General features: G+C 67.9%; 11 protein-coding genes and 2 pseudogenes. 6 read left to right on the top strand and 7 right to left on the bottom strand.

All coding sequences use genetic code 11. The features are described from left to right. The first annotated feature begins 48 nt into the window (after window positions 1-48). From ACZ6CL_RS30080 to ACZ6CL_RS30070, 3 genes are all read left to right on the top strand, one after another. The gene (locus tag ACZ6CL_RS30080) at window positions 49-2031 is read left to right on the top strand and encodes an alpha-L-fucosidase (RefSeq protein ID WP_468941195.1); all 1983 of its coding nucleotides are present in this window, start codon (window positions 49-51) and stop codon (window positions 2029-2031) included. 305 nt (window positions 2032-2336) lie between these two features. Further along, on the top strand, window positions 2337-3980 hold the full coding sequence (locus ACZ6CL_RS30075) for a glycoside hydrolase family 27 protein (RefSeq protein ID WP_468941192.1): 1644 nt from the start codon (window positions 2337-2339) through the stop codon (window positions 3978-3980). Between the two features lie 130 nt (window positions 3981-4110). Further along, window positions 4111-5550 carry a glycoside hydrolase family 43 protein gene (locus ACZ6CL_RS30070; RefSeq protein WP_468941190.1) on the top strand — a complete coding sequence of 480 codons (1440 nt, stop codon included), beginning with the start codon at window positions 4111-4113 and terminating at the stop codon, window positions 5548-5550. Window positions 5551-5650: 100 nt separating this feature from the next. Here ACZ6CL_RS30070 and ACZ6CL_RS30065 read toward each other — a convergent pair whose 3' ends face one another. The 5 genes from ACZ6CL_RS30065 to ACZ6CL_RS30045 form a co-directional block, all read right to left on the bottom strand. Then, a complete protein-coding gene (locus ACZ6CL_RS30065; RefSeq protein ID WP_468941319.1) occupies window positions 5651-5995 on the bottom strand; it encodes an FCD domain-containing protein in 345 nt (114 codons plus the stop codon). A gap of 134 nt (window positions 5996-6129) precedes the next feature. Then, window positions 6130-6453 (bottom strand): hypothetical protein, encoded by a 324-nt coding sequence (locus ACZ6CL_RS30060; RefSeq protein ID WP_468941186.1) that lies wholly within the window; start codon window positions 6451-6453, stop codon window positions 6130-6132. An 88-nt stretch (window positions 6454-6541) separates the two neighbouring features. Next, a complete protein-coding gene (locus ACZ6CL_RS30055; RefSeq protein ID WP_468941184.1) occupies window positions 6542-7273 on the bottom strand; it encodes a FadR/GntR family transcriptional regulator in 732 nt (243 codons plus the stop codon). A 78-nt stretch (window positions 7274-7351) separates the two neighbouring features. Next, entirely contained in the window at window positions 7352-7687 is a 336-nt protein-coding gene (locus ACZ6CL_RS30050; protein WP_468941182.1) for a transposase, read from the bottom strand. A 147-nt stretch (window positions 7688-7834) separates the two neighbouring features. After that, a complete protein-coding gene (locus tag ACZ6CL_RS30045; protein WP_468941179.1) occupies window positions 7835-8848 on the bottom strand; it encodes a LacI family DNA-binding transcriptional regulator in 1014 nt (337 codons plus the stop codon). Window positions 8849-9273: 425 nt separating this feature from the next. Between ACZ6CL_RS30045 and ACZ6CL_RS30040 the strand changes: the two genes are divergently transcribed. The 3 genes and pseudogenes from ACZ6CL_RS30040 to ACZ6CL_RS30030 all read left to right on the top strand — a co-directional run. Further along, window positions 9274-10239, top strand: a complete 966-nt coding sequence (locus ACZ6CL_RS30040; RefSeq protein ID WP_468941176.1) for a glycoside hydrolase family 6 protein — start codon at window positions 9274-9276, stop codon at window positions 10237-10239. A 212-nt stretch (window positions 10240-10451) separates the two neighbouring features. Then, window positions 10452-11354 (top strand): annotated as a pseudogene (locus ACZ6CL_RS30035) (non-reducing end alpha-L-arabinofuranosidase family hydrolase); the annotation flags it as partial. A gap of 52 nt (window positions 11355-11406) precedes the next feature. Next, a pseudogene (locus tag ACZ6CL_RS30030) lies at window positions 11407-11685 on the top strand (integrase core domain-containing protein); the annotation flags it as partial. 117 nt (window positions 11686-11802) lie between these two features. Here the strand turns inward: ACZ6CL_RS30030 and ACZ6CL_RS30025 are convergent. Together ACZ6CL_RS30025 and ACZ6CL_RS30020 are read right to left on the bottom strand one after the other, a co-directional pair. Next, the gene (locus ACZ6CL_RS30025; protein WP_468941317.1) at window positions 11803-13104 is read right to left on the bottom strand and encodes an RICIN domain-containing protein; all 1302 of its coding nucleotides are present in this window, start codon (window positions 13102-13104) and stop codon (window positions 11803-11805) included. Window positions 13105-13204: 100 nt separating this feature from the next. Beyond that, a complete protein-coding gene (locus ACZ6CL_RS30020) occupies window positions 13205-14635 on the bottom strand; it encodes an endo-1,4-beta-xylanase (RefSeq protein ID WP_468941174.1) in 1431 nt (476 codons plus the stop codon). Window positions 14636-15185: the final 550 nt, after the last annotated feature.

The raw sequence follows: 15185 nt of genomic DNA, 5'->3' as shown, positions 1-15185 counted from the left end.
TCACCGACTCCCACACCACCTCCGTCAATTCCCCCGAGAGGCCCCCACATGTCCTCCTCTTCCCTGCCGCTCAGCCGGCGCCGACTGCTGGCGGCGGCCGGCGCGGCCACGGCCTTCGGCCTGCTGCGGTTCGCCCCCGAGGCTGCCGCGACCGACGGCCCCGGAAGCTACACCCCGAGCTGGTCCTCCGTCGACCAGCACCCCCCGGCCCCGGCCTGGTTCCAGGATGGCAAGTTCGGCATCTATTACCACTGGGGCGTCTTCAGCGTCCCGGCGTTCGGGAACGAGTGGTATCCGCGCAACATGTACATCGGCGGCTCGGCCGAGAACCGGCATCACATCTCCACCTACGGCGACCCGTCGACATGGCCGTACCACAACTTCATTGACGGCGCCCGCGACAAGGCCGGCAACCACGTGCAGTTCGCCCCCAGACTCGTCTCCCAGGGCGGCAAGTTCGATCCGGAGGCCTGGGCGAAGCTGTTCAAGGCCGCGGGCGCCAGGTTCGCCGGACCGGTCGCCGAGCATCACGACGGCTTCTCCATGTGGAACAGCCGCGCCAATCCGTGGAATTCGCTACAGCATGGCCCCCGACTCGACCTGGTGGGGCTGCACGCGCAGGCCATCCGCGGGCAGGGGCTGAAGTTCATGGCCTCGCTGCACCACGCCTACAACTTCAACGGCTACTACGAGCACGTTCCGTCCCAGTCGGACCCCACCCTCCGCGTCCTCTACGGCCAGCTGGGCCCGGCGGCGGAGAACAAGCTCTGGTACGACAAGCTGGTCGAGGTCATCGACGGCTACCAGCCGGACCTGGTCTGGCAGGACTTCGCCCTGGACCGGGTGCAGGAGTCCTACCGGCTCCAGTTCCTCGCGCACTACTACAACCAGGCCGTCGCGTGGAACAAGGACGTGGTCGCCACCTACAAGGACGGCCTCAACAACAAGGGTGAGGTCTTCGACTTCGAGCGCGGCGGCCCGGCAGGGCTGCTCACCCCCTACTGGCTGACCGACGACAGCATCTCCTCCTCCAGCTGGTGCTACACAGTCGGCATCGGCTACTACTCGACGCAGGCACTGCTCCACTCGCTGATCGACCGGGTCAGCAAGGGCGGCAGCATGCTGCTGAACATCGCCCCGATGGCCGACGGCACCATCCCCTCCGGGCAGCAGTCCATCCTGCTCGCGATGGGCGACTGGCTCGGCCGCTTCGGAGAAGCGGTCTACGGCACCCGCTCCTGGGCCAGTTACGGCGAGGGCCCCACCAAGATGGGCGGAGGCTCGTTCAGCGGACCGGTGGCCGGCAAACCGCAGGACATCCGGTTCACCCGCAGCCGGGACAACAAGGTCCTGTACGCCACCGCGCTGGGCTGGCAGGGCGGCACCATGACCATCACGACGCTGAACTCGAACCAGATCAACCTCAGCAGCCTGACGGGCGCCAAACTGCTCAACAACACCGCCGGCACCTACATCGACCTGCCCGCACCGACCCAGGACGCGTCCGGCCTGCACCTCACCATGCCCTCGTCCAACCCGCCGTTCAGCGCCCTGGCGTACACGGTCAAGCTCACCTTCTCCGGTGAGATCCCCGTCCTGGGCGCGCCGGGCGGCTCCACCACCTGGGTGAAGATCGCCAACGTGACCAGCGGACTGGTGCTCGACAGCGGGGGCAACGTCGCCTCCGGCTCCAATCTCAAGCAGTGGAACTACGACGGGAGCACCAACCTGCAATGGCAACTGATCGACCTCGGCAACGGCTACTGCCGCATCATGAACCGCACCAACGGCATGGCCGCCGACAGTGGGGGCAACTCCGCCAACGGCGCTCCCGCCCGTCAGGAGGTCTGGAACGGCGGCAACAACCAGCAGTGGTCGCTCAACGGCCTCGGCGGCAACCGCTACCAGATCATCAATCGGGGCACCGGTACCGCCCTTGACGGCAGTGGCAGCACCACGGCCGGCTCGACCACGGTGATGTGGACTCCGAACTCCAGCACCAACAACGCATGGACCATCACCGGCGTCTGAACCGTCCCACAGGCAGTGCGGCCCGCGCCGCGGCGGACACCGCCGTGCCCGGCGGACCGGGGATCGTGTCTCTTGAGTACCCGGAGGCCGTGCAGGCCAACATCACCGCGGCCGGCTACCGCTGAACCGGGGCGCTTCCCGTTCCCGACGACCGCTGCCCTCTTCTGTGACCATCCGGGCCGGACGTCACCACGCACCACCGGGTGCGGCGGCTGTCATGCCGGGTCAGCAGTCTGCCCGGGCATCCGTCGGCCGCCGCACCGCGGGCAATCGCCTCGCCACGTCCTTCAGGAAGGAACCATCTCGTGCCGGAACCACGCAGACGATTACTCCGCTTCCTCACGGCTGCCGCGCTGATCGGCACCGTCTTCACCACGGCCTCGGCCCACTCGACCGCCCAGGCGGCCCCGGGCAGTCCGGCGCTCACCCCGCCCCTGGGCTGGAACAGCTGGAACAGCTTCGGGTGCGGGGTCACCGAGACACAGGTCCGTCAGGCCGCCGACGCGATGGTCTCCTCGGGCATGCGCGACGCCGGTTACCGGTACGTGGTGGTCGACGACTGCTGGTTCGACCCGCAACGCGACACCGCGGGTAACTTGCGGGCCCACCCGACAAAATTCCCGAGCGGGATGAAGACGCTCGGGGACTACATCCACGGGAAGGGCTTGAAGTTCGGCATCTACCAGGTGCCCAACGAGCGCACGTGCGCGCAGGGCGGGGGCAGTTACCCGGGGTCCACCGGCAGCAAGGGTCATGAGACCCAGGACGCTCGCACGTTCGCCTCGTGGGGTGTGGACTACCTCAAGTACGACTGGTGCTCCTCCGCCGGCACCCGGGACGAGCAGGTCGCGCGGTTCACGCTCATGCGCGACGCACTGCGCGCGACCGGCCGCCCGATCGTCTACAGCATCAACCCGAACAGCTACCACGCCATCACCGGGGACACATACAACTGGGGTGAAGTCGCCGACCTGTGGCGCACGACCGAGGACCTGCTCGACATCTGGCAGAACGGCAAGACCAACAGCTATCCGATGGGTGTGGGCAACGTCGTGGACGTCACCGCGCCGCTGGCCGCACAGTCGGGTCCGGGCCACTGGAACGACCCCGATATGCTCGTCGTCGGCCGCCCCGGGCTGTCGCTGACCGAGTCCCGCTCCCACTTCACCCTGTGGGCGCTGATGGCCGCGCCGCTCATGGCGGGCAACGACATCCGCACCATGTCGGCCGATGTGAGCGCGGTCCTGCGCAACCCGCGCCTGCTGGCGGTGAACCAGGACCCCCTGGGCGCGGGCGGGCGCAGGGTGCGCGACGACGGAGACACCGAGGTGTTCGCCAAGCTCCTGTCCGACGGCTCGGTCGCCGTAGGCCTTTTCAACCGGGGGAACAGCACGGCGACTGTCACCGCCACGGCGGCACAGGTCGGTCTGTCCGGCGGGCCGTTCGCCCTCACCGACCTGTGGACCGGCGGCACATCGAGCACGACCGGACAGGTCTCGGCGAGTGTGCCCGCACACGGCGTCGCCGCGTTCCGGATGACCGGCGGCACTCCGGTGGCCGCCACCACATCCCGGCTGCGCGGTGACGGGTCCGGCCGCTGCCTGGACGTGGAGAACGCCTCGACCGCGGCCGGGGCGAGGGCGCTGATCCGGGACTGCCACACGGCCGCCGGCCAGCTGTGGACCACCTGGGCCGGCGGCGAGATCCGCGTCTTCGGCGACAAGTGCCTGGACGCCTACGACCAGGGCACCGCCAACGGCACACACATCATCACCTGGCCCTGCAACGGACAGGACAACCAGAAGTGGACACTCGACGCGAACGGTTCGATCCGCAACGTCCACGCCGGTCTGTGCCTGGACGTCGACCACGCCGGCACCGCCAACGGAACCCCGCTGATCCTTTGGACCTGCAACGGTCAGGGCAACCAGCGGTGGACCCGCGGGTGAGGAGCGCCGCACACCGACCGGCCCCGAGCCGCCCACCACCCGGCCGTCAACCCACCCCTTCCGGGCCGTGACGATACCCGCCGCCGTGACCATCGGCTTCTGTCCACCCGACCCCCGACAAGAGGCGCTCATGACTCCGACACGGCTCCGAACCACTGACACGAGACTGACGCGAGCGGTCGCCTGGGCGGCGAGTCTCCTGCTGGCCTTCGCCCTCGTGCCCGCCGCGGTGTATCCCACGGAGGCCAAGGCGGACAACCCGATCGTGCAGCACGTCTACACCGCCGACCCCGCGCCTTTGGTCCATGACGGCCGCGTCTACCTCTACACCGGACACGACGAGGACAAATCGACCAACTACACCATGAAAGAGTGGCGGGTGTGGTCCTCCGCCGACATGGTCAACTGGACCGACCACGGCTCTCCGCTCAGTGTGGCCTCCTTCAGCTGGGCATCCGCCAACGCGTGGGCGGGCCAGGTCGTCCACCGCAACGGAAAGTTCTACTGGTACGTGCCGACGACGGAGCGCGCGACCGGCCGCATGGCCATCGGCGTGGCGGTGTCGGACAGCCCCACCGGACCGTTCCGCGATGCCCTGGGCCACCCGCTGGTGGGAAACGGCGAGATCGACCCGACCGTCTTCATCGACGACGACGGACAGGCATATCTGTACTGGGGCAACCCGAACCTCTGGTACGTCAGGCTGAATGCCGACATGATTTCCTACTCCGGCAGTCCGGCCAAGATCCCGCTCACCACGGCGGGCTTCGGCACCCGCAGCGGTGATCCCAACCGGCCCACACTGTTCGAGGAAGGGCCCTGGGTCTACAAACGAGGCGGCCTGTACTACATCGTGTACGCCGCCAAGTGCTGCTCGGAGTTCATCGCCTACTCCACCGCCCCCACCCCGACCGGACCGTGGACCTACCGCGGAACGATCATGCCCACGCAGGGCTCCAGCTTCACCAATCACCCGGGCATCGTCGACTTCAAAGGCAGTTCATATTTCTTCTATCACAACGGCGCACTTCCGGGCGGGAGCGGATACACCCGCTCGGTCGGCGTGGAGAAGTTCTCCTACAAGCCCGACGGCACCATCCCGACGATCAACATGACCAGTACGGGGGCGCCCCAGGTCGGCACGCTCGACCCATACATCCGTCAGGAGGCCGAAACGATCGCCTGGGAATCCGGGATCGAGACGGAGCCGTCCAGCGAGGGAGGCATGAACGTCGGATACACCGAGAACGGCGACTACATCAAGGTCAAGGGGGTCGCCTTCGGCGCGGGCCCGTCCTCCTTCACCGCACGCGTGGCCTCAGCGACCGGCCGCAGCGCCATCGAACTGCGCCTGGGCGGCCCCAACGGAACGGTCGTGGGCCGGTGCGACGTGCCGAACACCGGCGGCTGGCAGACCTGGACGACGGTATCCTGCCCGGTCGGCGGCGCCACGGGCACGCAGGACCTGTATCTGCGGTTCGCGGGCGGCAGCGGCTACCTTGTCAACGCGGACTGGTGGCGGTTCACGGCCGGCGCCACCACTCCCGTGCCGGGGCGGCCAGGCGGATGATGGCTGACGCACTGTCAGGCCCCCGCCGTGCGACTGCCTCGTCGTGGTAGCGGCGGGCGCGCCTGACCGCGCGCCGCCGGGGCGGCATCGGTTCCGCCGATCAGCCGAATACTCCGCGCCGGATCTCGCGGCGGTAGTCATCGAGCGTGTTGTCCAGGTGAACCGTGGCGGCCTCGGCCGCCGCCTGCGGGTCGCCCTCCCGGATGGCCCGGCACATGGCGGCGTGCTCCTCCACCGCCTCCGCGGCATGGCCGCCGACTGTGCCGTGCAGTCCGATCGTGCTGGACTGGCGCTGGAGCCGGCGTGCTTCACGCACCGCCGCGACGAGTAACGGGTTGTGCGCGGCGGTGGCGATGCTGATGTGGAAGTCCTCGTCGCCGCGGTCGAACAGCGCGCGCCGGCCTGTCAGGTGACCCTCGCGGCACATCTCGGCGGCGGCCTCGATGACGCGCGGCTCGGAGGGAGTCGCCCGGGTGGCGGCGTGTCCGGCGGTCGGCAGGTGACCGGCCGGCGATTCCGGAACGCGGCGTCGAACATCTACGTCGCACAGGTGCCGCAGGGCAAGGATTCACGGCAGCTCTATGTGAACGGCACCCTCGCACCCCGCGCCTCGATCACCATCTCACGCAACGATGTCAAGGTGACGCAGACCGGGCTGACTATCGTCAACCCCGCCCTGAACCACCTCGCGTCGCTGCCCCGGCAGAACCGCACCGAAGTGGAGAGCCAGAACTCCTTCACCGACCGGTACGCGCCCGTGCAGAGCATCAGCGGCACCACCATCACCATGCGGCAGCTCCTACAAGGCACCCCCGGCCAGGACCCGGGCGACAGCGACACACCGGACCTCCTGAATCCGTCCGGCCGGATGCGCAGCATCATCGACAGCCAGGTGCTGCGCATCCGACAAGTCACGTCCCCGGCACGTCCTCACTCTGAGATCGTGGCAGTCCGGTGGGGGCGGCGGCCCGGACATTCTCGTACGGCGCTTCTACGCCACGACGTCGCGTCGGCCGGCCGGGCCCGGCCGGCCGACGGCCTCGCCGTGGTCCAAGTGCTGACGCAGCCACCGCTCCGTCGTGCTCACATGCATCAGCGCCGCGGCCTCGGCCAGTGCGGAGTCCCTGCGCACCAGGGCGGCGTAGATCGCCTCGTGCTCGGCGATGGTCTGGTCACCGGCGTGGTCGTCGACCATGCCGCGCCAGACCCGGCCGCGCACGGTGCGGCTGGAGATGCCCTCCAGCAAGGTAGCCAGCGTGCTGTTCCCGGCGGCTGCGATCACCGCCCGGTGGAAGGCGGCATCGTGCTCGTTGAGCAGTTCGACATCGTCGCGGGCGGCCCTCATCGCGTCAAGGTGGCGCCTGACCTCGACGAGGTCGTGGTCGGAGATCCGGATGGCGGCAAGGCCCGTGGCAACGGGCTCGAAGAGCCTGCGCACTTCGGTCAGTTCCAGCAAGGTGTCATCGTGGAGCAATTCCACCGCCGCACCCAGCCCCTCGAGCAGCAGCGCGGGCTCCAGACTCGTCACATAGGTCCCGTCGCCCCGCCTGACATCCAGAACCCGCGCGACAACAAGCGCTCTGACCGCCTCACGCATCAGGTTCCTGGACAGACCCAGCTCCGTGGCCAGCTGCTGCTCCGGCGGCAGCTTGGCTCCCGGCGGCAGTTCGCCGGACTGGATCAGCTCCCTGATGCGGGCGATTGCCTTGTCGGTCAATGACATAGGCGGACTCCACATCCCCTGCTCACGCCGTGCCACGCTAACAGGACCTCCCATGTTCCAAAAGGTACGGGAAGTCCTTCAGGAGCGACATAGCCTTCGCCTGCCAGCCGGACGGCGCCCCGGGCGGGTCTTCACGGCGTCGAGTTGCACGCCACCACGCAGTACCTGTTCGAGCCGTTCCCCAACTCCGAGGTCAACGACCCCACGACGTTGCTTCAACTCCTCGCGCTCCGCGGTGGTCAGCCGGTCGCCGCATCCCCCGGCGTCCGGCTCGGCCTGGCGGACCCAGCCGCGCAGGGCCTCTTTGTGGATGCCCGGATCCTTAGCGACATGCGCGATCGGACGGCCGGTGGTGCGGACCTCACGGACGGCCCGCTCACGGAGCTCGTCCGGGTATTTGCGTGGTGCTGGCACTGCTCGTGGTTCTCCTTCGGGCCCGGATCCGGGGTGGCGTGGTGTGGTACTCGTTGAGCAGTGCACCACGTACCTGTCGGCCCGGACCGCAGGCCGAGGCGGAACGCCGGCCCACCCCTCACGGACCTTCTCGTCAGGACAGGGCCGTCAGGCGCTAGCGCGAGTGACCAAGCGGGTGGGCAGGATCAGCGGGGTGGGGTCCTGTCCGCCGATGAGTGCGACGAGCATACGCGCCATCTCCCGGCCGAAAGCCGCTATGGGCTGATGGACGGTGGTGAGGGTCGGATCGGCGATCTGGGCGACGGCCAGGTCATCGAAGCCGACCACTGCGACGTCGGCGGGGACCAGTCGGCCTGCCTCGCGCAACGCGCGCAGCGCTCCCACGCCCATGTTGTCGTTGGCGGCGAACACCCCGTCTACGTCGGGGTGGTTCGCCAGCAGTGCGGCCATGGCGGCGGCTCCGCTGGGCTCGGTGAAGTCCCCCTCCTGCGGAGGGAACGGACCAAGACCAGCCGCCAGCATGGCGTCCCGGTAGCCGCGGTACCGGGCGCGTCCGACCTCGGTGTCCAGACGCCCGCAGATCGCGGCTACACGAGTCCGGCCGCGCGAGACCAGGTACTCGGTTGCCTCGCGGGCTCCACCGACGTTGTCGACGTCCACGTACCACCGGGGAGCCGTACCGACCGGGCGTCCGCCGAACACCACGGGCATCTCCGTCTCCTCGGCCATACGGGCCAGCGGATCGTCCTCACGCAGCGCCATCAGCATCATGCCGTCGGCGCCCTTGGACCGAAGGAGCTCCCCCACCCGCTTGCGGCTCCGGTCGGAAGCGGCCAGGCACAGCATCAGATGCAGGTCGGCCTCCTCCAGAGCAGCCGACGCTCCCACGATCACCTGGGCGAAGAACGGATCCGCGAAGATCGACGGATCCTCTCCCGAGACGACCAGGGCGGCCGCTCCTGTCTGGCGGGTGGCCAGAGCACGGGCGGTCGGATTGGGTACGTAACCGAGTTGCCGGACGGCCCGCTCGACCGCCTCGCGTTTGGCGCGGCTGACGTGCGGCGCGTTGTTGATCGCGCGGGAGGCCACGGAGCGGGAGACGCCGGCGAGTTCGGTCACCTCGTCGAGCGTCGGCGGCCGACGCGGCGCGTCTTCCGTCATGAGTCATGAGCCCTTCCCTCTCGATCGGACGGAAGCGTCTCACCCCGGCCCATGCCGCTGCCCCCCGCCCAGTGGGCGACGGAGGACGGGTACGGAGTCCCCAGAGACCGGAAGGTTGGGAGCGCTTCCAATTGTGGGACTGTAGGGCCTTGTTCTCGCTCTGTGAAGGGCGAGTTGCACGTCGGCTCTTGACAGCTTGACCAGCCCGCAACACGATACGGGCCGCACCGCAAGTGCTCTCAATGCTTTTGGGAGCGCTCCCAATGGGAGCGCCCCAATGCTCGCTGCCGACCTTCGGCCCTGTCGTCCTTTGCCGGAGTGTCGCCGGCACAAGGGGGCGTTGTACCACCGCACTTCCTCAGCGCGTCGCTCGCTCGTGACCGAGAGCGTGCGACACATCCCTGTCAGGAACCCGAGGTACAGTCATGCGCCACAGATTCCGCGCTCTGGTGACAGCGCTCTTCGCTCTGCCGCTGGCGCTGGCCATCGCACCGTCCGCCCACGCGGCCGACCCGACCACCATGACCAACGGGTTCTATGTGGACCCCGACTCCAGCGCGAAACGGTGGGTCGCCGCCAACCCCGGCGACGGCCGGGCGCCCGCGATCAACGTCTCCATCGCCAATACCCCGATGGCCCGCTGGTTCGGCTCCTGGAGCGGCACCATCGGCACCGCTACCGGCGCCTACGCGGGCGCCGCGGACTCTGGAGACAAACTGCCCATCCTCGTCGCCTACAACATCTACAACCGCGACTACTGCGGCGGGCACTCCGCGGGCGGGGCCGCTTCGCCGTCCGCCTACGCGAACTGGATCGCCCAGTTCGCGGGCGGGATCGCCAACCGCCCGGCCGTCGTCATCCTCGAACCGGACTCACTCGGGGACTACGGTTGCATGACCCAGGCTCAGATCGACGAACGCGAGGCCATGCTCACCGGCGCCCTCGCACAGTTCAGCCGCCAGGCCCCCAACACCTGGGTCTATCTCGACGCCGGCAACCCGGGCTGGGCGGGCCCGGCAACCATGGCCCGGCGCCTCCACGAAGCCGGCCTCCGAAAAGCCCATGGCTTCTCCCTCAACGTCTCCAACTACTTCACCACGAACGAGAACACCGCCTACGGCAACGCCGTCAACAGTGAACTCAACGCCCGCTACGGCTACACCAAGCCGTTCGTCGTGGACACCAGCCGCAACGGCAACGGCTCCAACGGCCAGTGGTGCAACCCCTCAGGCCGCCGCATCGGCACCCCCACCCAGCTGGGCGGAGGTGCCGAGATGCTCTTGTGGATCAAGGCCCCAGGCGAATCCGACGGCAACTGCGGCGTCGGAGCCGGCTCCTCGGCCGGACAGTTCCTCCCCGAGGCCGCCTACAAGATGATCTACGGCTACTGATCCAGGACCACTCCGCGATGCGGGACGAACCCGTCCGGACAGCCTCTGACGGGGCCAACCGGAATCACTTACTCAAGAATCAAGAGGTCCTCATGCGCAGAGGAAGGTTCAGCCGCAAACGTCTGCCTGTGCTGTTCGGCGCATCGGTTGCAGCCCTGGTCTCGTTGGCGGCGACGCTAGTCGCCAGCCCGGCCCAGGCGGCCACCAGCGCGTGTTCTCTTCCGTCGACGTACCGGTGGACGTCGACGGGTGTGTTGGCGCAGCCGTCGAACGGGTGGGTCTCGCTGAAGGACTTCACCAACGTGGTGTACAACGGCAAGCACCTGGTCTACGCGTCAAACGTGTCGGGATCGTCTTACGGCTCGATGAGGTTCAGTCCCTTCACGAACTGGTCGGACATGGCATCGGCCGGCCAGACCGGGATGGGCCAGGCCGCGGTGGCGCCCACGCTGTTCTACTTCGCACCTAAGAAAATCTGGGTGCTGGCGTACCAGTGGGGTGCGTGGCCCTTCATCTACCGCACGTCGAGCGACCCCACCAATCCCAACGGCTGGTCCTCTCCGAAGCCGCTGTTCACCGGTAGCGTCTCCGGCTCCGGCACCGGCCCGATCGACCAGACCCTGATCGGTGACGGCCAGAACATGTACCTGTTCTTCGCCGGTGACAACGGCAAGATCTACCGAGCGAGCATGCCGATCGGGAACTTCCCGGGCAGCTTCGGCTCGTCGTACACGACGGTCATGAGCGACTCGACGAACAACCTGTTCGAGGGGGTGCAGGTCTACAAGCTTCAGGACCAGAACCAGTACCTCATGATCGTTGAGGCGATCGGTGCGCATGGGCGCTACTTCCGCTCGTTCACGGCCTCCAGCCTGAGCGGTTCGTGGACCCCGCAGGCCAGCAGCGAAAGCAACCCCTTCGCGGGCAAGGCCAACAGCGGTGCCACTTGGACCAACGACATCAGCCACGGTGACCTGGTCCGCAACAACCCCGACCAGACCATGACCATCGACCCCTGCAACCTTCAGTTCCTCTACCAGGGCAAATCCCCCTCCGCAGGCGGCCCCTACGACCAACTGCCCTGGCGGCCGGGCGTCCTTACCCTCCAGCGCTAACCTCGTGCTTTCATCGGGTGGGCTGCCCGAGGTTTGATCACCGACGCGAGAAGTGCTTCTGACCTGCAACGATAGGGCTTGTCGAGCATCCTGTTGGTTGCGAGGAAAGAAGCACTTCTCAGGTGACCGAGCGCCTCGAGCCATACCCGCGTGTCCGTTCACCGCCCCTTTCGACGCCGTCTTCGCCGGCAACGGCACGGCCGTCATCCCGACTCCGCCACAAAGCCCACGGTCCAACGCCTACGCGGAACGATGGATACGCACAGCCCGCGCCGAATGCACCGACCGCCTCCTCATCACCGGCGAACGACACCTGCGTACGGTCCTCGACCAGTACGCCGAGCACGACAACGCCGGACGAGCCCACCGCGGCCTGGACCTACGTGCCCCAGACGATGCGCCGAGTGGAGCCAGGATCATCCTGGCTCCACTCCGTGGTGCGGGCGTGTCACTGGAACTGTGCGAAGAACCTCCAGATCTCTGCTTTGGTCCAGGTGGCGACGCCGCTTTCGCCGGGGGAGCCGTCGACCGGACCGGGTGTGTGGCCTCCGTCGAACGCGGCCCATTGGACCGGGTATCCGGCACGGCAGCCCGAGTAGGTGGTGGTGATGTGCGTTCGGCTGCCCGGCGCCGGCTCGCGCGGGCCCTGGGGGGTGCAGCCGTTGTTGCTGACGAATCTGTCGCGCAGGGACCGTCCTTGCGCGATGTTGAGGACGGAGTCGCTGACGCCGTGGATTCCGAAGTAGGCGATGGGCTGGTTGCCGCCGCTGCATCCGCTGATCTGAGCGCCGGACATAACCGCGACGGCCCTGAAGACGTTCGCGCGGCTGCATGCGAGTGCGTAGCTCATACCGCCGCCCCAGCTGAATCCCGTGGCGAAACGCTGTGCCGGGTTGACACAGAGGCCGCCCTCGATTCGCCGGATCATGTCGTCGACGAACGTGATGTCCTCACCGCCCGAATTGGCCCAGCCGTTGCCGAGGCCCTGGGGGGCGACGAGGATCGCGCTGTTGTTCGATTGTTCCTGTTGGCCGTAGTAGGACCAGGCGTTCCCGCTCGTGCCGCCCGAGGCGACGTCGCCGGCGGTTCCGCCCCGCCAGTGGAACGCGAAGATCAGCCGGTAGCGGTGGCTGTTGTCGTAATTGGCGGGAACCCTGAGGATGAAGCTGCGGCTCTTGCCGCCGCTCTGAATCGTGTGCGTACCGCTCGTCAGAGTCGGGGCGCTGCCGCATCCGCCGCCGCCGCCGGACGACAGCTTGATCATCTGCCATTGCTGGTTGGCGCCGCCCCAGTCGGAGTACTGGACGACGTTGCCGCCGTCGGCGGTGGAGGCGCCCTGCACCTCCACCGCCTTGCTGCTGGTGCGGTTGATCAGCCGGACGTGGCCCGCGTCGGAGTCGGCCAGGCGGAACTGCTGGTTGGCCCCGTTGTGGTCGGCCCACTGCTGGATCGCGGCACCGTCTGCGGTCGAGGCGCCGGCCACGTCGAGCACCTTGTCCGAATGCCGGGCCTTGAGGCGGTAGAAGCCGTCGCCGGAGTCCACGAACTGCCACTGCTGGTTGGCTCCGTCGTTGCGCGTCCACTGGCTGACCCGCGCGCCGTCGGCGGTGGACGTGCCAGAGACGTCCAGCGCCTTTCCGCTGTTGCGATTGACCAGGACATACCAGGCACTGGTGTCCACCGTCGCCGCCTCGGCGGGCGCCGGATTCACCGCGGCGAGCATGCCGATCGCGAGGGTCGCCGCCACCACGGCGGCGACCCGGGACCACCAGCGATGTCTGCGTGGAGGGGCGGAGGAAGCCGCACCGTAGGTCTTCATCGACTCACCCTTTCGTCTGTGGCAGGCCCCATCAGGTGCGGGTCCAGCGTTGGTTGCTGCCGTTCGAGCAGGAGTAGAGCTGGATCAGGGTGCCGTTGGCGGTGCCGCTTGCGACGGCGTCGAGGCACAGGCCGGACTGGACGCCGACGATGGATCCGTCGGAGTTGAGGCGCCATTTCTGGTTGTCGCCGCCCCAGCAGCTGTAGATCTGGACTTTGGTGCCGTTGCCGGTGCCAGCGGCGTCCAGGCACTTGTTGCCGTAGACCCTGAGCTCGCCGGCGGCGGTGTACGTCCACTGCTGGTTGGTGGCGTTGTGGCAGTCCCACAGGTTGACCTGGGTGCCGTCGGTGGTACTGGTGCCGGGCACGTCCAGGCAGCGGCCCGAACCGACGCCTTTGATCGGTCCGGATTCCGAAGGGGGCGTGGTGGTACCGCCGTTGAGTGCGTTGAGGACGGCGGTGTAGGCGGGCTTCTTGCTTCCGTTGCCGTTGAACAGCAGCGGTGTGTCCCCCGGTCGCCAGGAGTCGGTGTCGCGCACACCCCAGACGGTGATGCCGAGGCAGCGCGGGACGGCCAGGCAGTCGTTGGTCACGTTGGCGTAGGTCGTGGCCGGGGCGCCCTGGATGTCGAGTTCGGTGATGGCCACGTCGACGCCGAGGGCGGCGAAGTTCTGAAGGGTGGTGCGGAAGTTGCTGTTGTAGGGGCTGCCGCTGTTGAAGTGCGACTGGAAGCCGACGCAGTCGATCGGCACGCCGCGCTGCTTGAAGTCTCGGACCATGGCGTACATGGCCTGGGTTTTGGCCCAGGTCCAGTTCTCGACGTTGTAGTCGTTGTAGCAGAGCTTGGCGGCCGGGTCGGCGGCGCGCGCGGTGCGGAAGGCGACCTCGATCCAGTCGTTGCCGGTGCGTTGCAGGTTGGAGTCGCGCCGGGCTCCCGAACTGCCGTCGGCGAAGGCCTCGTTCACCACGTCCCACTGGGCGATCTTGCCCTTGTAGTGGGCCATCACGCCGTTGATGTGGCCGATCATCGCCTGGCGCAGGTTGCTGCCGCTGAGGCTCTGCATCCAGCCGGGCTGCTGGGAGTGCCAGGCCAGGGTGTGGCCGCGCACCTGCTTGCCGTTCTGTACGGCCCAGTTGTAGACGCGGTCACCGGCGGCGAAGTTGAACTGGCCCCGCTGCGGTTCGGTGGCGTCGATCTTCATCTCGTTCTCGGCCGTCACCGAGTTGAACTCACGGCCCGCGATCGTCGTGTACGCCGAGTCGCCCAGTCTGCCCGAGGCGATGGCGGTGCCGAAGTAGCGGCCGCTCTGCGCCGCCGCGGCGCCGAGCGTGTTCTCGGCGGCGTGTGCGGTCGGCGGCGCGACCAGTGCGGCGACCGCCCCGAGGGCGCCGACGACCAGCGCCAACAGCAGGCCGCGGATCTTCCGGCGGATATCGGGTCTGGGAAGGGCATACGAGCCCATGACTGTGCCTCCAAGGTAGAAATCACGGAAGGACTGAAGCGCAGGGGTGTGCGTCGTCCGCTCCCACTCGGCAGACGGACGGGGCGGGCCGGACCCGGGCAGCACGGAATCACCGGACACCGCGGTCATGGGACCGGGACGATCTCAACCGGCACGGACGGCACCCGGTCGGCCGTCGGGTGACGTACGGCGGGTGGCGGCGGTGTTGCGACACAGGCATGGGGGTACTCCATCGCGGCTCAGCCGGGGGACCGCCACGCGGCGTCGCGTACCTCTCCAACTGCGCGAAGAGCCAGGATGCGCTGGTGCGAACCTCACCGGAACGAGACTGGGTGGCGCAGGTGCTCTGGTGCGCGGATCTGTCGTGCAGCTGTGCGTGGATCTGCCGTGCAGCACAGATCGTCCAGGGCCGACGTGGTTCGATATCTCGAACTATGGCCGGGTTCTCAGGCAGGGATGATTGAGGTGTTGACGAGAGTCGTCAATACTCCCCACAGAAAAAGTTTCCGTTCCTCGCCCGAAACTTTCCGGAATCCCGGCGAGCCGGGCG

The organism is Streptomyces sp. NPDC041200 (genome assembly GCF_055591805.1).
The sequence above is the reverse complement of the archived record's forward strand: the minus strand, read 5'-3'. Positions and strand labels throughout refer to the sequence as shown.

Coding starts and splice junctions, on each gene's coding strand:
- ACZ6CL_RS30080 (WP_468941195.1), top strand. CDS start 49: ATGTCCTCCTCTTCCCTGCCGCTCAGCCGGCGCCGACTGCTGGCGGCG.
- ACZ6CL_RS30070 (WP_468941190.1), top strand. CDS start 4,111: ATGACTCCGACACGGCTCCGAACCACTGACACGAGACTGACGCGAGCG.
- ACZ6CL_RS30060 (WP_468941186.1), bottom strand. CDS start 6,453: ATGCGCAGCACCTGGCTGTCGATGATGCTGCGCATCCGGCCGGACGGA.
- ACZ6CL_RS30055 (WP_468941184.1), bottom strand. CDS start 7,273: ATGTCATTGACCGACAAGGCAATCGCCCGCATCAGGGAGCTGATCCAG.
- ACZ6CL_RS30045 (WP_468941179.1), bottom strand. CDS start 8,848: ATGACGGAAGACGCGCCGCGTCGGCCGCCGACGCTCGACGAGGTGACC.
- ACZ6CL_RS30040 (WP_468941176.1), top strand. CDS start 9,274: ATGCGCCACAGATTCCGCGCTCTGGTGACAGCGCTCTTCGCTCTGCCG.
- ACZ6CL_RS30020 (WP_468941174.1), bottom strand. CDS start 14,635: ATGGGCTCGTATGCCCTTCCCAGACCCGATATCCGCCGGAAGATCCGC.